17 protein-coding genes are annotated in these 23281 nt (G+C 66.5%); 4 read left to right on the top strand and 13 right to left on the bottom strand.

Annotated elements, in window-relative coordinates:
* Positions 1 to 225 precede the first annotated feature (225 nt).
* From V6V88_RS23725 to V6V88_RS23685, 9 genes are all read right to left on the bottom strand, one after another.
* Positions 226 to 1701 carry a M81 family metallopeptidase gene (locus V6V88_RS23725; protein WP_062839982.1) on the bottom strand — a complete coding sequence of 492 codons (1476 nt, stop codon included), beginning with the start codon at positions 1699 to 1701 and terminating at the stop codon, positions 226 to 228.
* A 29-nt stretch (positions 1702 to 1730) separates the two neighbouring features.
* The gene (locus V6V88_RS23720; protein ID WP_175156098.1) at positions 1731 to 3140 is read right to left on the bottom strand and encodes an amidase; all 1410 of its coding nucleotides are present in this window, start codon (positions 3138 to 3140) and stop codon (positions 1731 to 1733) included.
* A gap of 27 nt (positions 3141 to 3167) precedes the next feature.
* Entirely contained in the window at positions 3168 to 4865 is a 1698-nt protein-coding gene (locus tag V6V88_RS23715) for an ABC transporter ATP-binding protein (protein ID WP_223573039.1), read from the bottom strand.
* 5 nt (positions 4866 to 4870) lie between these two features.
* On the bottom strand, positions 4871 to 5776 hold the full coding sequence (locus V6V88_RS23710; protein ID WP_056325963.1) for an ABC transporter permease: 906 nt from the start codon (positions 5774 to 5776) through the stop codon (positions 4871 to 4873).
* A gap of 10 nt (positions 5777 to 5786) precedes the next feature.
* Positions 5787 to 6728 (bottom strand): ABC transporter permease, encoded by a 942-nt coding sequence (locus V6V88_RS23705; RefSeq protein ID WP_056325255.1) that lies wholly within the window; start codon positions 6726 to 6728, stop codon positions 5787 to 5789.
* A gap of 66 nt (positions 6729 to 6794) precedes the next feature.
* The gene (locus V6V88_RS23700) at positions 6795 to 8360 is read right to left on the bottom strand and encodes an ABC transporter substrate-binding protein (protein WP_056325258.1); all 1566 of its coding nucleotides are present in this window, start codon (positions 8358 to 8360) and stop codon (positions 6795 to 6797) included.
* 79 nt (positions 8361 to 8439) lie between these two features.
* Positions 8440 to 9954: a M81 family metallopeptidase gene (locus V6V88_RS23695; RefSeq protein ID WP_223573037.1), complete on the bottom strand. Its 1515-nt coding sequence runs from the start codon at positions 9952 to 9954 to the stop codon at positions 8440 to 8442.
* Positions 9955 to 10163: 209 nt separating this feature from the next.
* A complete protein-coding gene (locus V6V88_RS23690) occupies positions 10164 to 11657 on the bottom strand; it encodes a CoA-acylating methylmalonate-semialdehyde dehydrogenase (protein ID WP_223573035.1) in 1494 nt (497 codons plus the stop codon).
* A gap of 106 nt (positions 11658 to 11763) precedes the next feature.
* The gene (locus tag V6V88_RS23685; protein ID WP_056325267.1) at positions 11764 to 13089 is read right to left on the bottom strand and encodes an aspartate aminotransferase family protein; all 1326 of its coding nucleotides are present in this window, start codon (positions 13087 to 13089) and stop codon (positions 11764 to 11766) included.
* Between the two features lie 158 nt (positions 13090 to 13247).
* Between V6V88_RS23685 and V6V88_RS23680 the strand changes: the two genes are divergently transcribed.
* Positions 13248 to 14666, top strand: a complete 1419-nt coding sequence (locus tag V6V88_RS23680) for a PLP-dependent aminotransferase family protein (protein WP_062839985.1) — start codon at positions 13248 to 13250, stop codon at positions 14664 to 14666.
* Between the two features lie 9 nt (positions 14667 to 14675).
* Here the strand turns inward: V6V88_RS23680 and V6V88_RS23675 are convergent, their stop codons facing one another.
* The 4 genes from V6V88_RS23675 to V6V88_RS23660 all read right to left on the bottom strand — a co-directional run bounded on the left by V6V88_RS23675 (position 14676) and on the right by V6V88_RS23660 (position 19235).
* Positions 14676 to 15161: a dihydrofolate reductase gene (locus tag V6V88_RS23675; RefSeq protein WP_062839986.1), complete on the bottom strand. Its 486-nt coding sequence runs from the start codon at positions 15159 to 15161 to the stop codon at positions 14676 to 14678.
* Positions 15162 to 15232: 71 nt separating this feature from the next.
* Positions 15233 to 17296: a bifunctional diguanylate cyclase/phosphodiesterase gene (locus tag V6V88_RS23670; protein WP_223573032.1), complete on the bottom strand. Its 2064-nt coding sequence runs from the start codon at positions 17294 to 17296 to the stop codon at positions 15233 to 15235.
* 408 nt (positions 17297 to 17704) lie between these two features.
* A complete protein-coding gene (locus tag V6V88_RS23665) occupies positions 17705 to 18676 on the bottom strand; it encodes a thymidylate synthase (protein WP_056325276.1) in 972 nt (323 codons plus the stop codon).
* 115 nt (positions 18677 to 18791) lie between these two features.
* On the bottom strand, positions 18792 to 19235 hold the full coding sequence (locus V6V88_RS23660) for an OsmC family protein (RefSeq protein ID WP_056325280.1): 444 nt from the start codon (positions 19233 to 19235) through the stop codon (positions 18792 to 18794).
* 122 nt (positions 19236 to 19357) lie between these two features.
* Between V6V88_RS23660 and coq7 the strand changes: the two genes are divergently transcribed.
* From coq7 to tviB, 3 genes are all read left to right on the top strand, one after another.
* Positions 19358 to 20035 carry a 2-polyprenyl-3-methyl-6-methoxy-1,4-benzoquinone monooxygenase gene (gene coq7, locus V6V88_RS23655; protein ID WP_062839989.1) on the top strand — a complete coding sequence of 226 codons (678 nt, stop codon included), beginning with the start codon at positions 19358 to 19360 and terminating at the stop codon, positions 20033 to 20035.
* A 767-nt stretch (positions 20036 to 20802) separates the two neighbouring features.
* On the top strand, positions 20803 to 21909 hold the full coding sequence (locus V6V88_RS23650) for a glycosyltransferase (RefSeq protein ID WP_056325286.1): 1107 nt from the start codon (positions 20803 to 20805) through the stop codon (positions 21907 to 21909).
* A gap of 93 nt (positions 21910 to 22002) precedes the next feature.
* Positions 22003 to 23280, top strand: a complete 1278-nt coding sequence (gene tviB, locus V6V88_RS23645; RefSeq protein WP_128828976.1) for a Vi polysaccharide biosynthesis UDP-N-acetylglucosamine C-6 dehydrogenase TviB — start codon at positions 22003 to 22005, stop codon at positions 23278 to 23280.
* Position 23281: the final 1 nt, after the last annotated feature.

The raw sequence follows: 23281 nt of genomic DNA, 5'->3' as shown, positions 1-23281 counted from the left end.
CTTATATCGTTGATTGTCGAGTCATATCCGGCAGCGGCGGCCAACTGCGCCACTCGCGTCCGCGCGAGCGGAACCGTTCCTGGATACGCGTGTTCATCGGCCTGTCAGGCCCGCGGCGGAGTATACCGAGACACGTGTCCCGCAAACGCGCGCGCAGTTACCGAAGATTTCAAAATGAAAGCCGGCGCGGGTGCGCCGGCTTTTTTGTCGACAAAGTGCCTGGGTTCAGATGGAGTCCAGCGGATAGATCGGACGCCGAACGTGTTTGAAATCAAGCTGGGCATAGTCGGAGGTCGTGACGCCCACGCCGGTGCATTCGATGATCTCGGTGGCCATGTCCGAGAATCCCGCGCGCCAGTGGATGCGGCTCTTGAGCACCACATACCGCTTTTGCAGCGGATCGATGCCGGCCGACAGCAGGCAGTTGATGTCGAAGGGCTCCTGGTGGCGGGACACCACCACGATCTCCACCCGGCCGGTGTCGATGACCACCGTCAGGCCCGTGTCGTTGCGCACGCCGCGATACATGGGGCCCCGGTTCAGGTAGACGCCGTCGAACACCAGCTTGACGCGGCCGGTGACCTCCAGCGGTTCACTGGGCTGCTTGATGGCCGGCATGGGCAGCTTGCCGCCCAGCTTGAGCGTGATGGTGTTGCCCACGCCCGCGGCGGCGGCTTCGCGCGCGGCCTGCGGATCGCAGATGGCGTAGAAGACGACGTTGTCGAGTTCCTGGCGCAGCACTTCGGCCAGCACGGCCGTCGTGTCCATCGTGCCGCCCGAGCCGGTGTTGTCGTAGTGGTCCAGCAGCACGACCGGGCCTTGTTCGATGGCCTTGGCGCGCGCGATGGTGGGCGCCAGCGGCTCGGAATGGAACACCCAGTCGGCGCGGCCGCGCCACGCGCGGTCCAGCAATTCGTCGCGATGCTGTTCGGCTTCGGCCAGGTTGCCGTCGGTACAGACGACGGCGCTCAGGCCGGCCTCGCGGATGTCCGCGTGGGGAAAGCCCACGAAAACCGAGGCCGCCAGCACGCCGCCAGCCTCCAGTTCCTTGCACCGCTCCTGCAGCGGCTTGTTGGGCGCGGCATGCGTGCCTTGGCACATGATGTGCGGCAGCATGGGCTTGTTGGCCCAGGTCATCACCGGCTTGATCTCGCCCTTGAGCGTGCGGACGATGACGTTCGCCGCGCGCACGCCCGCATCGCGGATGTCCACGTGCGGATACGTATGAAAGCCGCTGATCACCGTGGCGTTGCGCACGATGTCGTCGTAGATGTTGGCGTGCATGTCCAGCGTCACGGCGACGGGCGTCGTGGGATCGATCTCGCGCAGGCGGCGCAGCAGGTCGCCCTCGGCATCCTCGACGCCCTCGGCGACCATCGCGCCGTGCAGGTCCAGCAGGATGGCGTCGAAACCGCCGCGCTTGACCTCGTCCAGGATCAGCGTGCACAGGCGCTCGTGCGTCTGCGCGCTGGCGGGACCGCTGGGCCAGGACTCGGCCGCGACCGGCACGACCATTTCCGCGCCTTCGCGGCGGGCGACCTCGATGTAGCCGCCCAGGCCGCTGTCGGTGTTCTCGTAGGCCTTGATGGCGCGCTCGCCGGCCAGGATCTCGGGACTGCCGCGAAAGAAGCGCTCAAGGGGGGTGGGCACGGGCGAAAACGTGTTCGTCTCGTGCTTGATCATTGCCAAAAGCCAACGCATGGGATGTTCCTGTGGGTTGCCGTGGAAAGTCAGTGGGCCGACACCGGCTGCGGCCAGGGGCGCTGCGCGGGACGCATCCGTTCCCACGCGCGCGCCACGCGCAGCACGCCCAGATCGTCAAAGCGCGCGCCGGCGATCTGCAGGCCGATCGGCAGGCCCGCCTTCGTGTAGCCGCAATTGACCGAAGCCGCGGGCTGCTCGCTCATGTTGAAGGGCAGCGTGAACCCGATGTGGTGCATCGTGGTGGCGACCTCGTTGGTGGGCGAGGGCCACTCGGCGTTGTAGGCCACCACCGGCGCCACCGGCGACAGCACGTAATCGAACGGCGCGCAGGCGGCGACCGTGCGCGCCCGCACGTTCAGCGTTTCGTAGTAGCTGCGAAACACGTCTTCGCCGCTGTGGCCGCCGCCGCTTTCGGCCCAGGCGCGGATGAAGGGCAGAATCTTCGCGCGGCGTTCTTCGGACAGCGCGGCCAGGTCGATGGCCGAACGGGTGCGCCAGAAGCGGTCCACGCCGTCCAGCATGCCGGGCGTCATCCAGGGCTGCATGGGCGTGACGATGGCGCCCGCCGCTTCGAAGGCGCGCGCGGCGGCTTCGACCGCATCGCGGGTCTCCGGATCCAGCGGCAGTCCGCAGCCTGCGTCCAGCAAGAGGCCGATGCGCAGGCCGCGCACGTCCTGGTCCAGGTTCAGCCAGTCGATCTCCTGGAAGGGCAGGCTCATGTGGTCGCGGGCGTCCGGCTGCGACAGCACGCCCATCATCAGCGCCGTATCGGTGATGGTGCGCGTCATGGGGCCGGCGCAGCGGCCCATGAAGGGCGGATCGATGGGAATGCGGCCCAGGCTGGGCTTGAGCGTGGCGATGCCGCACCAGGCGGCGGGCAGGCGCACCGAGCCGCCGATGTCGGTGCCGATATGCAGGGGGCCATAGCCGGCGGCGGCCGCCGCTCCGGCGCCCGCGCTGGAGCCGCCCGGATTCTTGGTCAGGTCCCAGGGGTTGCGCGTCAGTTCATGAAAGCTCGACAGGCCGGAGGACAGCATGCCGTAGTCGGGCATGGTGGTCTTGCCCAGCAGGACGGCGCCCGCCTCGCGCATGCGCGCCGCCGGCGGGGCATCCGCCGCCGCCGGGGTGAGGTCGGTGGCCGCGGTGCCCAGCGGCACGGGCACGCCGCGGGTGGCGATGTTTTCCTTGATGGTGGCGGGCACGCCATCGAGCGAAAATCCGCCGCAGGACTGCGGCTCGCCCTTCATCCAGCGGGCCTCCGAGGCTCGGGCCATGGCCAGCGCGCCTTCCGGATCCAGCGCATAGGTTGCGTGCAGCCGGGGCTCCCAGCGCTCGATGTGATCGAGCACGGCACGCGTGGCCTCGACGGGCGACAGGGTCTTGCTGCGATACGCCTGCAGGAGTTCCTGGGCGGACATTTCATGCGGTTGCGGCATCTCGGTTCCAGTGATGCGAAAAAGGCGTCAGGCGGCGGGGGGAGCGACAGGCAAGAGGCCAGGCGCGATCGGCCGGAAGTTGCGGAAGTCCCAGTCGCGCCCCGGGGCGGCATCGATCAGGGCGCGGGTATACGGGTGGCGGGGCTCGGTCAGCACGGTTTCGGCCGAGCCGGTTTCCACCACCTGCCCGCGCTGCATCACCATGATGGTGTCGCAGATCTGCGCGGCCACGCGCAGGTCGTGCGTGATGAACAGCACGCCCACGCCGGTGCGCTCGCGCACCTGTTCCAGCAGCTCCAGCACCTGGGCCTGCACCGACACGTCCAGCGCCGAGACGGCTTCGTCGGCCACCAGGATTTCCGGATCCATGACCAGGGCGCGCGCGATGCAGATGCGCTGGCGCTGGCCGCCGGAGAACTGGTGGGGATAGCGCCGCATCGCGTCGGGGCTCAGCCCCACCACGCTGAGGGTTTCGCTGGCGCGCTTTAGCGCCTCGTCGCGCGGCACGCCGAAATTCAGCAGGCCTTCGATGATGGACTCGCCGACCGTGCGGCGCGGGTTGAGCGACCGGTACGGGTCCTGGAACACGATCTGGATGCGGCGGCGCACGGGACGCAGCGCCGATCCGGACAGCGTGCTGAGGTCTTCGCCGCCCATCATCATGTGGCCGGCGGTGGGCTCGATGAGCCGCACGATGCAGCGCGCGACCGTCGATTTGCCCGATCCCGATTCGCCGACGATGCCCAGGATCTCGCCCTTGCGCAATGTCAGGTTGACGTCGGTGGCGGCAACGACGTGCTGCGCCGCCTTGCGCGAGAACAGCGAGCCCTTGGCGCCATAAGTGCGGCCCAGACCCTTGACGTGCAGCACCGGCGTGCCGCCGGGCGGCTCGCGGCGCGAGGGCACCAGGCTGGGCACCGAGGACACCAGCCGGCGTGTGTAGGACTGCTTGGGTTCGGCCAGGATCTCGTGGCGCGAGCCGCTTTCGATCAGGTCGCCGCGGTTCATGACGACGATGCGGTCCGCGATCTCGGCTACCACGCCGAAGTCGTGCGTGATGAACAGCACTGCCGTCCGGTGCTTGACCTGCAGCTCCTTGATGAGCGCAAGAATCTGCTTTTGCGTGGTGACGTCCAGCGCCGTGGTGGGCTCGTCGGCGATCAGCAGCTTGGGTTCCAGGATCAGCGCCATCGCGATGACGATGCGCTGGCGCTGCCCGCCCGACAACTGGTGCGGATAGGCGTCGTAGATGCGTTCGATGTCGGGCAGGTGCACGGACTGGAACATGTCCAGCACCTTGGCGCGGCGCTCGGCCGCCGACATGTTCTTGCGGTGCAGGCGCAGCACCTCGTCGACCTGCTTGCCCACCGTGTGCACGGGGTTCAGCGCGGTCATGGGTTCCTGAAAGACCATCGCCATGCGCGTGGCGCGCAGCTCGCGCAGCCGGCGCTGCGTGGCCGTGGCGACGTCCTCGCCTTCGACGCGGATCGAGCCCGCGCTGATGCCCAGGATGCCTTGCGGCAATAGGCCCATGACGGCCAGCGACGTGACGGACTTGCCCGAACCGGACTCGCCGACCACGCACACCGTTTCGCCGGCATGCACGTCCAGGCTCAGGTTGCGCACGACGCGGTTGCCCGCGCCGGCGACTTCGACCGACAGGTTGCGGATGGCCAGGATGGCGGACGAGGTATCGCCCGCGGGGGGATTGGGGGAATAGTTCATCGGCATCAGATCCTGCGCACCATTTTCGGGTCCAGCGCGTCGCGCAAGGCGTCGCCCAGGATGTTCACGCTGAGCACGGTCAGCGACAGGAACAGTCCGGGGAACAGGATCAGGCCGGGCAGCATGCGGAAATACATGCGGCCTTCGGACATGATGTTGCCCCAGGACGCGATCTCGGGCGGGATGCCCGCGCCCAGGAAGCTCAGGATGGCCTCGGTCAGCATGGCGGACGCAAAGACGTAGGTGCCCTGCACGGTCAGCGGCGCGATCGTGCTGGGCACCATGTGCCGCCACAAGAGCAGCGGCAGCGGCGTGCCCAGCGCCAGCGCGGCCTCGACGTAGGGCTCGCCGCGCACGCTGAGGATCTGGCCGCGCACCAGGCGCACCACCCGCGGGATTTCCGGGATGGTGATGGCCACGAGCACGGTCGTGATGCTGGCGCCCGTGACCGACACCAGCGCGATCGCCAGCAGAATGCCGGGGATCGCCATGATGGCGTCCATGGTGCGCATGATCGGACCGTCCAGCGACCGGAACCAGCCGGCGATGACGCCGATGACCAGCCCGATGACCACGCTGACCACGGCGGCGCCCAGGCCCGCGATCAGCGAGATGCGCGCGCCGTAGGCGACACGCGACCACACGTCGCGGCCGAACGCGTCGGTGCCCAGCAGATAGTCGGTGAAGGGCTGCTTCAGGCGCGCGCCCGGATTGAGGAGGGTGGGATCGACCGTGCCCAGGAGCGGCGCGAATACGGCGACGAAGACGATCGCCGCCAGCACCACCAGCGCGAGCATGACGGGCCAGCTCTTGAGCCCCTGGCGGATCTGCCGCCAGGCGGTGATGTGCGGGGTACCGCCTCCGGGGAGGTCGGCGGCCGCTTGCGCGGCGGCATCGGTTGGCGTTTGCATGCTCATGGTGTCAGTACCTGATCCGCGGGTCGAACACCGTATAGGCGCAATCGACAACAAGATTGATGAACACGTAGACGAACGCGAAGAAAAGCGTCAGGCCCTGGATGACGGGGTAGTCGCGCGCCAGCACGGCTTCGACCACCAGCCGGCCAAGGCCCGGGATGTTGAACACCGACTCGGTGACGACGACACCGCTGATCAGGAGCGCGATGCCCACGCCCACGACGGTGGCGATGGGCACGGCCGCGTTACGCAGGGCATGGCCCAGCAGCACCCCGGTTTCGCCCAGGCCCTTGGAGCGGGCGGTGCGGATGAAGTCCTCGCCCATGACCTCGATGACGCTGGTGCGCGTGATGCGCGCGATCAGCGCCACGTAGACCGTGGACAGCGCCAGCGAAGGCAGGATGAGCCGGTGCAGGAACGGCCAGAACCCCTTTTCCAGCGGCACATAGCCCTGCACGTTGAACCAGCCCAGCTTGATGGCGAAGGCCCAGATCAGCAGGTAGCCGGTCACGAACACCGGCACGGAAAATCCCAGCACCGAGAAGCCCATGACGGCGCGGTCCAGCAGCTTGCCCTGGCGCCATGCCGCCAGCACGCCAAGCGGAATGGCGACGAGCAGCGTGAACACCAGCGTGAGCACGGCCAGGCTGAGCGACGGTTCAAGGCGCTGCGCGATGAGCTTGGTGACCGGCACGCCGGACATCAGCGAGGTGCCCAGGTCACCCTGCAGGAGCTTGCCGCCCCAGATGAAGAACTGCTTGACCACCGGCTGGTCCAGGCCCATCGTCTGCCGTATCTGGACGATACGTTCGGGCGTGGCGCCGTCGCCCGCCATGATGATGGCCGGATCTCCGGGGCTGAAACGCAATATCGCAAAGACCACCACCGCGACCATCACCAGGACTGGGATGGTCGCGAGGAGCCGGCGTGAGACAAATGCCAGCATGTATTTCCCCCTGTACCAATTAGGCCTGCGCGGACTGCTTGCTGCGGCGCGCAGGCCCCGAGCCCATCAAGGGGCCTTTTTGACGTTCCAGAACGCGAAGACCGGCGCGTGCACCAGGCCCGACAGCTTGGTCGAGTAGACGGTGGGCACGGACATCTGGCCCAGCGGCACGTACAGGCCTTCGTCGATGCCGATGCGCTGCACTTCCTCGGAGATCTTCTTTTGTTCCGCCGGGTCCGAGGTCAGCGCCATCTTCGTGCGCAGTTCTTCGATCTGCGGGAAGTCGGGCCAGCCGAACCACGCGTTGTCGCCGTTGGCGGCCGCGGGGGCGGAGCGCACCGGGTCCATCACGTCGGTGGCGTACCAGTTGGTGTTGTGGATGTTCCAGCCGCCTTCGGCCGGTGCGGCCTTCGAGGCGCGGCGCGTGGCCACGCTTTGCCAGTCCATCGCCGCCAGGTTGACGTTGAAGCCCGCCTTGCGCAGCGCCGCGGCCATCACGACCGGTTGCGCCGACAGCGTGCCCACGTCGGTGGCGTGCATGACCAGGATGGGCGTGTTGTCGTAACCCGCTTCCTTGAGCAGCGCCTTGGCCTTCTCGATGTTCGACGGGACGATCATGTCCTTGCCGATATCGCTTTCCAGCGGCGTGCCGCAGCCCCACAGCGAGGCGCAGGTCTTCCAGTACTTGGGATTGCCGACCAGCGCCTTCATCACGTCTTCCTGGCCGATCGCGTACATGGCGGCCTGGCGGATCTTCTTGTTGTTGAAGGGCGGGTACTTGAAGTTGAAGCGGTACATCGTGAAGTAGCCGACCGGGCTGAGCGACTCTTCCTTCAGGTCCGGATTGCCTTCGATCATCGGCAAGAGGTCATACGGGAACTGCTCGACGAAATCGATCTCGCCGCCCAGCAGCGCGTTGGCAGTGGTCAGGGCGTCGGGCATGACGTCCCACTCGACCTTGTCCACGTGCACGACCTTGCCGCCAGCCAGGCCGCTGACGGGCTCCTTGCGCGGCACGTAGTCGGTGTTCTTGACGTAGACGGTCTTCACGCCCGGCTTGAACTCGGCGACCTTGAACGGGCCGGAGCCCGTCATGTCGGTGATGGGCTTGCCGATGGCTTGTTCGGCGATGCGCTTGGGCATCATGAACGGCGCGGTGCCGGTGGGCTTGGACAGGGCGCGCAGCGCCAGGTCCGTGGGTTCCTTCATGACGATGCGAAAGCTCTTGTCGTCGATGACTTCGATCTTGTCGGTGAACTTGAGCAGCGTGCGGCCCATGCCGTCGCCGGCGGCCCAGCGCTTGATCGACGCCACGCAGTCCTCGGCGGTCACCGGCTGGCCGTCATGCCATTTCTGGCCGGGGCGCAGCGTCATGGTGTAGGTCTTGCCGTCGGGCGAGACTTCCCACTTCTCAAGCATCTGCGGCTGCACCTTGTTGTCGGCGTCGGTGGCCAGCAAGGTGTCGTAGATCATGTAGCCATGCCACGTCGTGATGTAGGCGGTGGTGGCGTGCGGATCGGTCAGGCGCAGTGGCGAGTGCATCACCGTCTTGATGACGGTCTCGGCATAGGCGCCGTGAGCCATCGCGAGAGTGACACCGGCCAGCGCGGCCGCTCGGACAAACTTGAGCATGTATTTCCCCTTGAAGCGTTGTGAGCGGCGCATGGGCCGCTACGTCGTTGACGCGTCGCGATGAAGCGGCGCGCGAGGGTCAGGCTGTCGCTGCAGACCGGCCGTCGAACAGCGGCCCGCAAGGCGCCATTCTGATGCCGGGACGCAACCGTGTCCATGGTTGTTTTGCCGCATCCATCAGCATGGAACCGGGCGCCGCGCACACCAGGATCGTGTGTGCGATCGGGGTGAAATCGGCGCGAAAGTGCGCTGAACTCTTGACCACCAGGATCGCGGCGCGCGTGGGTTCCACGCCGGCAAAGCGGAACATCTCCTGGTCGGCCATCTGCACTTTGTTGGAGGCCAGGATGATGCGCACGCCGCCGATGCGCAGGCACGCGCTGGGGCCCAGATCCATGTGAAAGCCGCGATAGAACGCACCATGCGTATCGAAGCGTCCATCGGAAGTTTTCTCGACGATGAACTCGGTGTCCAGGGGTTCGTCGTGGGGAATACCCGAATGTCCACCCAGTGCAATCCGAATGGTATTTCCAGCGCCGGCGCGGTGCGCGGCCAGCGCGGCGGCCGGGTCCACAATCAGACCAATCGCCGTATCGCGCGCATCGTGGCGGATGAGCGCGCGCAGCACGCCGGTGGTGTCGGAACTGCCGCCCGCGCCCGGGTTGTCCTGCGCATCGGCAATGACCACGGGCTTGGACGCATCGCGCGCCAGGCGCAGCGCTTCCTGCACGGCTTCGTCCGGCGTGTAGAGCTTGCCGCCGAAGTCCTGTTCCGCATTCTCGACCGCGCGCGCCATCTCGTCGGCGGCGGCATCGGCTTCGGCTTGCGTCATGCCGTAGGCCCAGACCGTGGGGGCGCATTCGGGAAAGTCCGCGGCCGGAAATCCGGTCGCAAAGGAGATGCTGCTGGCCGCGCCGCGCGCCTCCAGATCGCCCAGCAGCTGGTACAGGCTGCGGGCCGGCTCGATGTCGGTGGACTGCCAGCACAGCGGAATCAGGAAGGGCAGGCTGCGCAGCGCCACGTAATGACGCGGCATGCCGCCCAGCCGCTGCGCCAGCAGGTTTGCGGCGCGCTGGCCGGTCTCGGCCATGTCGATATGGGGATAGGTGCGATAGCAGACCAGCGCATCGGCATGGCGCACCATCGCGCGAGTCACGTTGGCGTGCAGGTCCAGGCTGGCGACGATGGGCACATTGGGGCCGACCAGTTCACGCACGCGCTTGAGCAGTTCGCCTTCGCCGTCGTCCAGATGCTCGGTGACCATCGCGCCGTGCAGGTCCAGATACACGCCGTCCAGCGGCATCGCCTGCGACAGCCCTTGCAGAATCATCGCGCTGATGCGCTCGAACGCATCCCGGGTCACATGCCCGGAGGGACTGGCCGCCGCCCACGTCGTGGGTATCAACGCATGCTCGCCCATCGCCTCGATAAATCCCGCCACCGGAATATTGGCCCCCGCCACCGCCTCGAACATCGCAGGGCCACTGACCAGCTTCGGCCACCCCCCACCCTTGTCCGCAAAATCCTCCCACGCCGCGCGCGACGGCGCGAACGTATTGGTCTCATGCTGAAAGCCGCCGATCCCGATGCGCATCAGGTTTCCCCCTGTCGTACAGATATTCGGAAGGCGCGGCGAGACGCCGCGCAGTGTCAGTGCTTCAAGCGACGCCCCTTAACCCCAAGGCAAGAACGATGCGCCCCAAGTCCGGCAATCCCTGCCAAAGCGGGGTCGCGCGGATCCGGGCTCCGCCGGTCCGCTGCGACGCCCCCTGGGGGGAGGCGCTCCGCGCCTCGGGGGGGGCGTCACTTAGCGACGGGCATCGTGAATTCGGCGCCCTTGGCGATGCTGTCGGGCCAGCGCTGCATCACGCTCTTGTAGCGCGAGTAAAAGCGGATGCCTTCCTCGCCATACGCATGATGGTCTCCGAACAGCGAACGCTTCCAGCCGCCAAACGAATGCCACGCCATGGGCACGGGGATCGGCACGTTGATGCCCACCATCCCGACCTTGATCTGCCGCGCGAACGCGCGCGCCACGCCGCCGTCGGACGTGAAGCAGGCCACGCCGTTGCCGAACTCGTGCGCATTGATGAGGTCCACCGCGCTGGCGAAGTCCGGCACGCGCACGATGCACAGCACCGGCCCGAAAATCTCTTCGCGGTAGATGTTCATGGCCGGCTTGACGTTGTCGAACAGCGTGCCGCCCAGGAAAAAGCCCTTTTCGTTGCCCGGCACCGTGAGGTCGCGGCCGTCCACCACCAGGTCGGCGCCGCAGGCGATGCCGTCCTCGATGTAGCCCATCACCTTCTTGCGATGCTGCGCGGTGACCAGCGGACCCATCTCGGCGTCCGATTGCATCCCGTCCTTGACCACCAGCGCCTTGACGCGCGGCGTCAGGCGTTCGACCACCTTGTCGGCCACGTCGCCCACCGCAACGGCCACCGAAATGGCCATGCAGCGCTCGCCCGCGGAACCATAGGCCGCGCCCATGAGCGCGTCGGTCACCTGATCCAGGTCTGCGTCGGGCATGACCACCAGGTGGTTCTTGGCGCCGCCCAGGGCCTGCACGCGCTTGCCGCGCTTGGTGCCTTCGGCGTAGATGTATTCGGCGATCGGCGTGGAGCCGACAAAGGACAGGGCTTCCACGTCGGGATGCGCGATCAGCGCGTCGACCGCCTGCTTGTCGCCGTGGACCACGTTGAAGACGCCGGGCGGCAGGCCCGCTTCGGTAAGCAGTGCGGCCAGGCGCACGGACGCGGACGGATCGCGCTCGGACGGCTTGAGCACGAACGTGTTGCCGCATGCGATGGCCACCGGGAACATCCAGCACGGCACCATCATCGGGAAGTTGAATGGCGTGACGCCGGCCACCACGCCCAGCGCCTGGCGCATGCTCCAGTTGTCGATGCCGCCGCCGATCTGGTCGGAGTACTGGCCCTTGAGCAGCTGCGGAATGCCGCAGGCGAACTCGACGATCTCGATGCCGCGCATCACTTCGCCCTTGGCGTCCGAGAACACCTTGCCGTGTTCGCGGGTGATGAGTTCGGCCAGTTCATCCTGGTGCTGGTCCAGCAGTGCCTTGAAGTTGAAGAGGATACGGGCGCGCTTGAGCGCCGGGGTTTCCGACCAGGCGGGAAAGGCGGCCTTGGCGGCGGCCACGGCCATCGCCACGTCGTCGTTCGATGCCAGCGGGATGGACGAGGCGATCTCGCCGGTGGCCGGGTTGAAGCCGTCGGCGTAGCGGCTGCTGCCGCCATCGTAGGGCTGGCCGTTGATGAAATGCGGAATCTTCTTCATGGGTGCAAGGCTCGATGCGGGAATACGTCAGAAAATGCAGCGGGGCGGCCGGTGGCCGCCCGTGTGCGGATGGCGCGCCGCCAAGGGCGCGCGACAGGATGGCAACTCAGGCAACCTCTTTCAGGATCTTGCCGATCTGCTCGAAGATCTGGCCGATCTGGGCCTCGTCGATGATCAGCGGGGGCGAGACGGCGATGATGTCGCCGGTGTAGCGCACCATCAGGCCGCTGTCGAAGCAGCGCTGGAAGACTTCGGCGGCGCGTGCGCCCGGGGCGCCTGCGCGCGGCGCCAGTTCGATGCCGGACACCAGGCCCAGGTTGCGCACGTCGATGACGTTGGGCGCGCCCTTCAGGCTGTGCGCGGCTTCCTGGAATGCGCCCGACAGTTTGCGGGCACGGCCGAACAGGTCTTCGCGGCGGTAGATGTCCAGCGTGGCCAGGATGGCGGCGGCCGCCAGCGGGTGCGCCGAATAGGTGTAGCCGTGGAAGAACTCGATGCCGCCCGCCGGGCCGTTGACGATGGCGTCGTGCACCTCGCGTTTAACGGCGACCGCGCCGGCCGGCACGGCCGCGTTGCTGACGCCCTTGGCCATGGCGATGATGTCGGGCGTCACGCCGAAGAATTCGGATGCCGTGGCGGCGCCCAGGCGGCCGTAGGCGGTGATGACCTCATCGAAAATCAGCAGGATGCCGTGCTTGGCGGTAATTTCGCGCAGCTTTTCCAGATAGCCCTTGGGCGGAATCAGCACGCCCGTGGAGCCGGCCATCGGCTCGACGATCACGGCGGCGATGGTCGAGGCGTCGTGCAGGGCGATGATGCGCTCAAGTTCTTCGGCCAGGTGCGCGCCCCACGCGGGTTGGCCCTTCGAGTAGGCGTTCTGCTCAAGATTATGGGTGTGGGGCAGGTGGTCCACGGCGGGAAGCAGCGCACCGGAGAACGTCTTGCGGTTGGCCGAGATGCCGCCCACCGAGATGCCGCCAAAGCCCACGCCGTGATAGCCGCGTTCACGGCCGATGAGGCGCGTGCGCTGGCCTTCGCCGCGCGCGCGGTGATAGGCCAGGGCGATCTTGAGCGTGGTGTCGACGGATTCGGAGCCGGAATTGGTAAAGAACACGCGGTCCAGGCCCTGCGGCATCAGGCCTGCCACCGCAGTGGCGGCCTCGAAGGCGAGCGGGTGGCCCAGCTGGAAGCCCGGCGCGTAGTCCATGACGCCGGCCTGACGGGCGATGGCCTCGACGATTTCCTCGCGGCCGTGCCCGGCATTGACGCACCACAGTCCGGCCGTGCCGTCCAGGATCTGGCGGCCGTCGGTGGACGTGTAATACATGCCTTTGGCCTTTGCCAGCATGCGCGGCTGGGCCTTGAACTGCTTGTTGGCAGTGAAGGGCATCCAGAGATGGGACAGGTCGGGCAACTGGGCGGGGGCGTTCATGGTGACTCCAGAAGAGGGACAACCGTGGCCGCCGCAACACGCGCGCGGCCAGCGGGATTCGGACGATTCTGGAACGTCCCGCCGGGAATGAAAATATACGATCCGCGCATTTGCCGCTAACTGTATAGTTGTCAGCACCACAACTGTACAGTTTGCACGTGATCGACTTCCAACCCGTCCGCGGCCGCGGGGCCGCGCCCACCCTCGTCGAACAGCTGGTCGCGGCGATCCTGCGCGCCGTCGAGGCGCAGACCCTGCGTCCGGGTATGTCCCTACCTTCGGTCCGGGAGTTCGCGCGCCAGTACGGCGTCAGCACCTTCACCGTGGCCAGCGCCTACAGCCGGCTGGTGTCGCAGGGCTGGCTAGCCGCGCGGCCCGGCGCGGGCTATCGGGTGGCATCGCCCGACGCGCCCACGCGCCGCGCCGAACCGCTCTCCTGGGAGCCGCCGCGCCTGAACGCGGGGTGGCTGCTGTCGGACATCTTTGCCGACCACTCCATCCCCATCAAATCGGGGTGCGGGTGGCTCCCCGGCGAATGGCTGAACGAAGAAGGCCTGCACATGGCGCTGCGCCACATGGGGCGGGTGCCCGCGATGCGGATCGCCAATTACGGGCATCCCTATGGCTACGCGCCGCTGCGCGAGACCATCGCGGCCAGCCTGAGCGCGCAGGGCATGGAAGTCGAGGCGTCGCAGGTGCTGCTGACGCAGGGCGTGACCCATGGGCTGGACACGGTGATCCGCACGCTGCTGCGGCCGGGCGACACGGTGATCGTCGAGCAGCCGGCCTACGCCAATCTATTGCAGATGCTGCGCCTGGCCGGCCTGCGCGTCATCGCGGTGCCCAGGACGGCCGACGGCCTGGACTGCGACGCCCTTGAGCAGGTGGCGGCGCAGCACCGGCCGCGCGCGCTCTTCATCAACACCGCGCTGCAGAATCCGTCGGGCGCCAGCATCACGATGGCCAATGCATTCCGCATCCTGCAAGCGGCCGAGCGGCACGGGCTGTGGGTGGTGGAAGACGACATCTCGCGCGAGCTGGCGCCGGGTGTCACGCCCATGCTGGCGGCGCTGGATGGCGCGCGCCGGGTCGTCTACCTGGGCGGCTACTCAAAGGTCATCAGTCCGTCAGTGCGCGTGGGCTATGTGGTGGCGCACCGCGATCTGGTGCGCGACATCGCCCGCACCAAGATGGCGGTGGGCCTGACCACGCCCGAGATCATGGAGCGCATCGTGCACCAGGTCATCCGGGAGGGCCGCTACCGCGCGCATATCGCGCGTACCCGCGAGCGGCTGGCCGAGGCGCATACGGAAGTGGCCGAGCAGATGCGTCAGCACGGCTTTGAAATCCATGGCAGGCCGCAGGGCGGCCTGTTCCTGTGGGCAAAGGTGGCGGGGCAGTGGCGCGAACGCGGCGCAAACGGCCTGGCGGAACTGGCGCTCAAGGACGGCATCTGGCTGGCGCCCGGCTCCTACTTCGAAGCGGACGAGGCCGACACGGCGTGGGTGCGCTTTAACGTGGCGTATTCGGCGGCGCCCGCGCTGTGGCGCTTCATGCGCAATGCGGGCGCGGCCTAGGGGGGAGTGTCAGGCGCGTTCGTACGTGACGAAGTCGTAGTCGTAGCCGTTTTCGGCGGGCTGCGGTTCGCGCGCCGTTTCCTTCCATTGGAACGAGGGCAGCAGCGGGAAGAACGCATCGCCCTCGACGTCGGCATGGACTTCCGTGGCCAGAACGCGCCTGGCCAGCGGCAGGGCCTGCGCGTAGATCTGCGCGCCGCCGATCACGAAGGCTTCGTCGATGTCGCCGCACGCGGCCACCGCCGCCTCAAGGGTGGGCGCAAGGATGGCGCCGGCGGCACTGAAATCGGGATTGCGGCTGATGACGATGTTGCTGCGGCCGGGCAGGGGACGGCCCAGCGAATCCCACGTCTTGCGGCCCATGATGATCGGATGGCCCAGCGTGCTGCGCTTGAAATGCGCCAGGTCGCCCGGCAGTTTCCAGGGCAGGGCGTTGTCGCGGCCGATGGCGCGGTTGGTGGAATAGGCGACGATCAGGGTAAGGCTGGCGGGCATGCGTGCTTTGAACGGGTAAGGATTTGGCCGGAAGAATGCCGTAAGCGTAGCAAATTGCGGCGCCGGCCCCGTCAGTTTTCCGCGTGTTCCAGGAACTCGGTGGCCGGCATGGGCTTGCCCAGCAGGAAGCCCTGCAGCGAGTCGCAGCCCAGCCCGGTCAGGAATTTCTGCTGCGCGGCGGTCTCGACGCCTTCGGCCACGATGCGCAGGTTCAGCTGCTGCGCCAGCGCGATGATGGCGGACACGACGGCCGCATCTTCATTGTCGTTGTCCAGCTGGTTCACGAAGCCCCGATCGATTTTCAGCTCGGTCGCCGGCAGCCGCTTCAGGTAGAGCAGGCTGGAGTAACCCGTGCCGAAGTCGTCGATGGAGATCGTGACGCCCAGTTCGGACAGGCGCTTGAGCACCGTCAGGCTCGTCTCGGCGTCGCGCATGGCGGTCGATTCGGTCACTTCGATGGTCAGGCAGGCAGGCGGCACGCCATGGCGCGCCAGCGCCGACCGCACCGTTTCCACCAGGCTCGAATGCGAGAACTGCAGCGCCGAGATGTTCACGGCGATGGTCCAGTGCCCCTGGCCGACATCGATCCACTCGCGCATCTGGCGGCAGGCCTCGTTGATGACCCATTCGCCGATGGAGAGGATGAGGCCGGTCTTTTCCGCCGTCGGAATGAACTGGTCCGGGCCCACCAGGCCGCGCGTGGGATGGTTCCAGCGCAGCAGCGCTTCGGCGCCCATGATCGGGCCTGCCGGCGCCTCGTATTTGGGCTGGTAGTGCAGGACGAACTGGCCGCGCTCCTGCGCCAGGCGCAGGTCGTGCAGCAGCTCGATCTGCTCGTGCGCGTCCGCGTTCATGGACGGCTCGAAGAAGCTGTAGCCGGTGCCGCCCAGCCGCTTGGCGTGGTACATCGCCGCGTCGGCATTGGTCAGCAAGGAGTGGGTGTCTTCGCCATCGTTCGGGAAGACCGCGATGCCCACGCTGGAGGTCACCAGCACGTCGTGGCCGTACACCGTGACCGGACGGCCGATGGCCTCGATCAGCCGGTCCGCCACGTTGGCCGCGTCGGTCGGTTCAATGACTTCGCTCAGCACGATGAACTCGTCGCCGCCCAGCCGGGCGACCGTGTCCTGCGTGCGCAGCGCCTGGCGGATGCGCTGCGCCAGATCGATCAGCAGCGCGTCGCCGGTATGGTGGCCGTAGGCGTCGTTGACGGCCTTGAAACCGTCCAAGTCGAAGAACAGCACCGCGAAATGGCCGCGGCGGCGGGTCGCGCTTTCGATGGCCTGTTCCATCCGGTCTTCGAGCAGGATGCGGTTGGGCAGTTTGGTCAGGGTGTCGTGCAGCGCCAGCTGCACCAGTTCTTCGTTGGCTTCGGCCAGGGACGAGGCCAGGGCGGACGTGCGCGCCTCAAGACGGTTGTCCAGCACCGCCACGACCAGGGCGATGGCCAGCACGCTCAGCGTGACCGCGGTCACGGCGATGGCCAGCCAGCCGGCCGAGATGCCGGCGTCGGCCGCCATGCAGATGCTGCCGGCCGGGAACCCTGCGGCTTCCATGCCCGTGTAGTGCATGCCGACGATCGCCAGCCCCATGACTCCCGCGGCCGCCGGGCGCGACAGCGCCACGCGCGGTCCGTCCTGCCTCAGCCGGTACGTGATCCACAAGGCCGCGCCCGATGCGGCGACGGCAATCACCACGGACAGCGCGAACCACATCGGGTCGTAATCGATGCCCGGCGACATGCGCATGGCGGCCATGCCGACGTAATGCATCGCCGCGATGCCCGAGCCCATCAGCAGTGCGCCCGCCGCCAGCCTGCGCCACGGCAGTTCGTCCTTGCAGACCATCCATAGCGCGAAGGCCGAGCACGCGACCGCGATGGCGAGCGACAGCACGGTCAGCGGCAGGTCGTATCCCATCGGGATGGGCAGGCTGAAGGCCAGCATGCCCACAAAGTGCATGGACCAGATCCCGATGCCCATCGCGAACGCGCCACCCGCCAGCCAGAACTTCGCGGCAGGCAGGCCGCTCGATGCCTTCACGCGGTTGGCCATGCCCAGCGCCGTATACGACGCCAGGATGGCGACCCCTAAGGATACGAGGACGAGCGAAGGGTTATAAGTTCCAACGAGCATTTGTGGGGTCCTGTCCTAAGCGCATGCGGCGGCGGCGCGGGGCACGATTTTCAATTCAATTGGTAGTCAACAGTTGCATTACGGTCGCAAGGAGGATCCTGCTCTCGTCGCTGGCGATTCTCACACTCTCTTTATAGGGATGGGGGATTGGGCGGGGCAACGCCAGCGGTCGGCGCGGTTCGGGCGTTCGGCATGGCGCGCCGCGAGGGCCGGTCGATAGCGACGGGGCGCGCGGCATGCTGGACGCGCGTCCGAGGCTAAGGGATGGGTTATACCGAAATCACGCTTCCAGAAGCTCACCAATCTTCACCTGCTGCGGGACGTGCAAGGAATGGGGCGCCGGACGGTCGTCCGGCGGGTTGCGGATCAGCCCTGAAAGGCGGGCGCCGGGCCAGGCCGGCGCCGGGGTCAGACGGCCATTGCGGCCGTGAGGGGCGCGTGGTGCGTGTAGCCCGACAATGAGAAATCGCCAGGTTCCACCTTCTCGAGCCACTCGGGCTCGTAGCGGCCGGTCACGGCGAAGTCGGGAATGCGGTCCGACAGCACGAGGCGGGGCGACTCATAAGGCGTTCGCGTCAGTTGCTCGCGCAGCATCGGCAGGTGGTTCTCGTAGATGTGCGCATCGCCGATGAAATAGGTGAACCAGCGCGGCGTATAGCCGGTCAGGCGGCCGACCAGGTGCAGCAGCGCCGCGCCTTCGGTCAGATTGAACGGCGTGCCCAGGCCCACATCGTTGGAGCGGATGTACAGGCACAGCGAGATTTCGCGGGTCGTCGCGTTGGGCAGGAACTGATAGAGCAGGTGACAGGGGGGCAGCGCCATTTCCTCGATCTGCGCCCAGTTCCAGCCATGGAACAGGATGCGCCGGTCGCCCGGGCGTTCGTGGATGGTGTCCAGGCATTGCCGCAATTGGTCGACCGCCTTGTACAGCAGCACCTTCGGCTCGCCGTCCTGAACCAGGTCGGCCACCTTGGCGTAGCCCCGCGACAACGCGTCCTCGATCTGCGCGGGGCGGTTGGCATCCAGCATCTTGTAGGCCGGCCATTGGCGCCACTGCACGCCGTACACGGGCCCCAGGTCGTCCGGGCCTTCGCGATAGGGGTTCGCCAGCCACTGGGCGTTCTCGTTGGCATTCTGGTCCCAGACCTTGCAGCCCAAATCGCGGAATTCCGCCGCGCTGCGCGAGGCGCGCAGAAAACCCACCATTTCGCCGATGGCTGACTTGAACGCCAGCTTTTTGGTGGTGACGGCGGGAAAGCCCTGCTGCAGGTCAAACCGCAGCGAGGCGCCCGGCATGCTGAGGGTGCGGATGCCGGTCCGGTTTTCCTGCCACGAGCCGGTGTCGAGGATGGATTGAACGAGGTCCAGGTATTGTTTCATGGCGATCCTTGTGCCTGCTGTCCCGGTCCGGGAAGCAAGCGCGCCGCCACGAACGCGTCGCGGCGGCGCCTATATATAGTGAATGCCGAATTACACCACGGCCGCGCGAGGCGGCTCAGGCGGTGGCGGCGGCTTCTTGCGTGTCGACGATGTCGACGGAAAATGTCATGGCGGCCGTCTTTTCCAGCATGGCCGAGGCCGAGCAGTACTTTTCGTGGGAAAGCTGCACGGCGCGCTCGACGGCCGCGCGCGGCAGATTGCGGCCGGTAACGGTGAAGGCGAAGTGAATGCGGGTGAAGACCTTGGGGTCGGTGTCGGCGCGCTCGGCCTGCAGCTTGACGCTGCAACCGGTGACCGCGTGGCGGCCGCGCTTGAGGATCAGCACCACGTCGTAGGCGGTGCAGCCGCCCGTGCCCGCCAGCAGCATTTCCATGGGACGGGGCGCCAGATTGTGGCCGCCGCCGTCCACGGCGCCGTCCATCACGGCCACGTGGCCGCTACCCGTGCTGGCGGTAAAGAGCATGCCGCTTGGGCCGCCCCAGTCGATCGTGCATTCCATTTTGGTGAGTCCTTGAGCTTGAGCGCAGTCAATGGCTGATGATACCCGTTGCGTACAATCCCGGGCATGAGAACCCCGCCTCGCATCAGGGGTGCGGGGTGTCCGATTTGCCAGGAGATGCCATGTCCACCACGTTGTCCCAATCCGGTCCCGTTTCCCTGCGCCGCCGCCACGGCCCCCTGGATGCCCTGCTGGCCGAGACCGACCGGGCGTTGCGTGTGCTGTCCGGCAACGCCAGCGCCGGCCGGGCCTATCCCGCCACCGCAGAGGAATCGCCGCAGACCCTCTCGGCGCAGGAAAAACGCCACGCCGCCGGGCTCATGCGGGTCAACCATGTCGGCGAGGTCTGCGCGCAGGCGCTCTACCGCGGCCAGGCGTCGGTCTGCAAAGAGCCCGCGCCGCGCGCGCTGCTGCTGAACGCCGCCGCCGAGGAAGTCGACCATCTGGTCTGGTGCAACGAGCGCCTGAACGAACTGGGCAGCCGGCCCAGCTTGCTCAATCCCGTCTGGTACGCAGGCTCGTTTGCCTTGGGCGTGATGGCCAGCGTGGCGGGCGTACCCCGCAATCTGGGCTTCATGGCCGAAACCGAAAAGCAGGTCGAGGCCCATCTGGACGAACACCTGCGCACCTTGCCGGTGCAGGATGAGCGCTCGCGCCAGATCGTCCAGAAGATGAAGGACGACGAGGCCCAGCACCGCGCCAGCGCCGAGCAGGCAGGGGGCGTTCCGTTGCCCGCGCCCGTGAAAATGGCCATGCGCGCCATGTCCAAGGTCATGACGACCACCGCCTACTGGATCTGAAACTGCGCCTGCAAAAAATGTTGCAATGCGCAAATTCCGCCGCCTCGTGGTGCCTGAGGCACCATTTTGGTGCGGCGGCCAGGGTGGGATTACCCGCGATGATTCAGGGTTATTCCGCAAGGGGTAAACCCGTTTCGCAAAAACCCGGTTTTGGGCAAGGTCGTTGATTGGCGCGGCTTTGCGGGAGGGTCGCGAAAAATTTGCAGCAAAAAAGCAACGCGTCCCGCGCCCTCAAAAATAGATCAAAAAAAATCTTGCAACGCACAAAAAACGTAGGTACTATTCACACATCGGATGTTGAAACGCAGACGGCGCGGTGAAAACCCCGGAAGCGCAGCGAGCAGAAAGTCAGCTCCCAACATGCCACGGTTGTCTCCTCCACCCTCCTCCTTTGGTGGATTTAGCCCGAGATCTCACGATCTCGGGCTTTTTTTTGTCCCGAATCGTTGCGTCCCTATTTGTAAGCGATCGCGGCAATTTCCCTGCGTCGCGAGGTTGCGCGCGGGCCGTCAGGCCCCCGCGTTTTCCCTCGGATAATTCGCGTGCCCAGAGGCGGAACGCTCTACAATCTCCTACATGAAACCAGTACTGCCGGGCGCTCGCGCGCCAGCGCGTTCCAGTCACATGCGCGGCGGACGGATTGCCCGCCTGCGCGCGTTACGTTCTGTGCCGCGGAATTGCACTTCTTTATCCCTCCCATATATGGGCGTTACACCTGCCTCCGATAATGGCGGGCCTGTCTCGATAGACCAACCAGAGGTGATCCAGTGACCTGGCTGTACATATGCGTGGTCGCGTTCATGGTGGGGGGACTCATCGTGGCGTCCGAGCGCTGGCATGGCGCGTTTACCGGCGATAGCGACCTCAACAAGCCCCAAGCCAATCATTCCCGCGCGACGCCCCGCGTCGGCGGTCTGGCGGTGCTTGCCGGTACGCTGGCTGGCCTGCTGGTCCTCGGACCCAGCAACATGACCCTTACCTGGCTGTGGCCCGCGCTGTTCGTCGCGGCGTTGCCCGTTTTCGTGGCCGGCCTGCTTGAAGACATTACCAAGGACATCGGCGCCAGCAAGCGTTTGCTGGCCGCTTTTCTATCCGCGGCCATCGCGTGGTGGCTGCTGGGCGGCGTCAGCCGTGTCGGCATGGCCCCTGTGGATTACGTGCTTTCGTTCTGGCCTGTTTCGCTGCTGTTCACCATGTTCGCGGTGGGCGGCTGTACCCATGCCTTGAATATCGTGGACGGCATGAACGGCCTGGCCGGCATGGTCGCCACGCTGATGGCGGTGTCGATCAGCCTGGTTGCCCTGCAGGTCGGCGATGTGCCGATCTTCCTGGTGGCCGCGGCGCTGGCGTCGGCCACCCTGGGCTTTCTCGTGTGGAACTTCCCGTTTGGCCGCGTCTTCCTGGGCGATGGCGGCGCGTACTTCCTGGGCTTCATGCTGGCCGAACTGGCCGTGCTGCTGGTGGTGCGCAACCCGTCCGTGTCGCCGTTCTACGCGCTGGCGGTCCTGTTCTACCCCGTCTTCGAAACCGGTTTCTCGATCTGGCGCCGCCGCTTCAAGCGCGGCGTGCCGGTGGATCAGCCCGATGCGCTGCACTTGCACCAGCTCGTGTTCCGCCGGCTGGTCCGGGTCACCTTCAGCCGCGGCCGGCGCCACGCCGTCCCCGCGCTTTGCAATGCGCTGGCGTCCCCGTACATGTGGGTCCTGGCGCTGATCGGGCTGGTGCCAGCCACGATCTGGTGGGACAACGCCTGGGCCCTGAGCGCCAGCCTGGTTGTCTTTGCCAGCGTCTATATCTGGCTGTACGCGCGCCTGGTCTCCTGGCGCCGCCCGGGGTGGCTCTTGCTGCCGTCCGTGCTGCGAACCACCGATTAGTTTGAGTGCCCCGGCGATAGCCGCCGGGGGCTCGGTATCCATCACCAGACCATCTTTAAAATGCCGTAAACGTTCTACGGTGAAGGGAGAGTTATGTTGCGAATCCAGGATGTGAAACTCGCTGTCGTCGGCCTTGGCTACGTCGGTCTGCCCCTGGCCGTGGAATTCGGCAAGAAGCGCCCGGTCATTGGCTTTGACATCAACACGCGCCGCATCGACGCGCTGAAGGCGGGCCACGACCACACGCTGGAAGTCAGCGACGCCGAGCTGGCCGAGGCCAAGCAGCTGAGCTACACCGCCGATCGCGCCGAACTGGGCGAGGCCAACGTGTTCATCGTGACCGTGCCCACCCCCATCGACGAATACAAGCAGCCGGACCTGACCCCGCTGGTCAAGGCCAGCGAGACCATCGGTGCGGTGCTCAAGCGCGGCGACATCGTCATCTATGAATCCACCGTCTATCCCGGCGCCACCGAGGAAGACTGCGTGCCGGTGCTGGAGCGCGTGTCGGGCCTGAAGTTCAACGAGGACTTCTTCGCCGGCTACAGCCCCGAGCGCATCAACCCGGGCGACAAGGAACACCGCGTCAGCACGATCAAGAAGGTCACCTCGGGCTCGACCCCGGAAGTCGCTGACCTGGTCGACAAGCTCTACAAGGAAATCATCACCGCCGGCACGCACAAGGCGTCCAGCATCCGCGTCGCTGAAGCCGCCAAGGTGATCGAGAACACCCAGCGCGACGTGAACATCGCGCTCATCAACGAACTGGCCCTGATCTTCAACAAGATGGGCATCGACACCGAAGCCGTGCTGCAGGCCGCCGGCACCAAGTGGAACTTCCTGCCGTTCCGTCCGGGCCTGGTGGGCGGTCACTGCATTGGCGTGGACCCGTACTACCTGACGCACAAGGCGCAGTCCATCGGCTACCACCCCGAGATCATCCTGGCGGGCCGCCGCCTGAACGACTCCATGGGCAGCTACGTGGTGTCGCAGCTGGTCAAGTGCATGACCAAGCGCCGCATTCACGTGCAGGGCGCCCGCGTGCTGGTGATGGGCCTGGCCTTCAAGGAAAACTGCCCCGACCTGCGCAACACGCGCATCGTGGACATCGTCCGTGAACTGGGCGACTACAACGTCGACGTGGACATCTACGATCCGTGGGTGGACGCCGACGAAGCCATGCACGAATACGGCCTGACGCCGGTGGCCAAGCCCGAGGAAGGCAAGTACGACGCCGTGATCCTCGCCGTGGCGCACAACCAGTTCAAGGACATGGGCGCCGAAGGCATCCGCAAGCTCGGCAAGCCGCAACACATCCTGTACGACCTGAAGTACGTGCTGTCGCCCGCTGAATCCGACCTGCGTCTGTAAA

The organism is Achromobacter sp. E1, from assembly GCF_037039475.1.
Classification (GTDB): Bacteria; Pseudomonadota; Gammaproteobacteria; order Burkholderiales; family Burkholderiaceae_B; genus Achromobacter; species Achromobacter mucicolens.
This window is presented reverse-complemented; position numbering and strand designations above follow the sequence as displayed.

Coding starts and splice junctions, on each gene's coding strand:
- V6V88_RS23715 (WP_223573039.1), bottom strand. CDS start 4,865: ATGAACTATTCCCCCAATCCCCCCGCGGGCGATACCTCGTCCGCCATC.
- coq7 (WP_062839989.1), top strand. CDS start 19,358: ATGTCCACCACGTTGTCCCAATCCGGTCCCGTTTCCCTGCGCCGCCGC.
- tviB (WP_128828976.1), top strand. CDS start 22,003: ATGTTGCGAATCCAGGATGTGAAACTCGCTGTCGTCGGCCTTGGCTAC.
- V6V88_RS23665 (WP_056325276.1), bottom strand. CDS start 18,676: ATGAAACAATACCTGGACCTCGTTCAATCCATCCTCGACACCGGCTCG.
- V6V88_RS23660 (WP_056325280.1), bottom strand. CDS start 19,235: ATGGAATGCACGATCGACTGGGGCGGCCCAAGCGGCATGCTCTTTACC.
- V6V88_RS23725 (WP_062839982.1), bottom strand. CDS start 1,701: ATGCGTTGGCTTTTGGCAATGATCAAGCACGAGACGAACACGTTTTCG.
- V6V88_RS23720 (WP_175156098.1), bottom strand. CDS start 3,140: ATGCCGCAACCGCATGAAATGTCCGCCCAGGAACTCCTGCAGGCGTAT.
- V6V88_RS23710 (WP_056325963.1), bottom strand. CDS start 5,776: ATGCAAACGCCAACCGATGCCGCCGCGCAAGCGGCCGCCGACCTCCCC.
- V6V88_RS23675 (WP_062839986.1), bottom strand. CDS start 15,161: ATGCCCGCCAGCCTTACCCTGATCGTCGCCTATTCCACCAACCGCGCC.
- V6V88_RS23690 (WP_223573035.1), bottom strand. CDS start 11,657: ATGAAGAAGATTCCGCATTTCATCAACGGCCAGCCCTACGATGGCGGC.
- V6V88_RS23700 (WP_056325258.1), bottom strand. CDS start 8,360: ATGCTCAAGTTTGTCCGAGCGGCCGCGCTGGCCGGTGTCACTCTCGCG.
- V6V88_RS23685 (WP_056325267.1), bottom strand. CDS start 13,089: ATGAACGCCCCCGCCCAGTTGCCCGACCTGTCCCATCTCTGGATGCCC.
- V6V88_RS23670 (WP_223573032.1), bottom strand. CDS start 17,296: ATGCTCGTTGGAACTTATAACCCTTCGCTCGTCCTCGTATCCTTAGGG.
- V6V88_RS23695 (WP_223573037.1), bottom strand. CDS start 9,954: ATGCGCATCGGGATCGGCGGCTTTCAGCATGAGACCAATACGTTCGCG.
- V6V88_RS23705 (WP_056325255.1), bottom strand. CDS start 6,728: ATGCTGGCATTTGTCTCACGCCGGCTCCTCGCGACCATCCCAGTCCTG.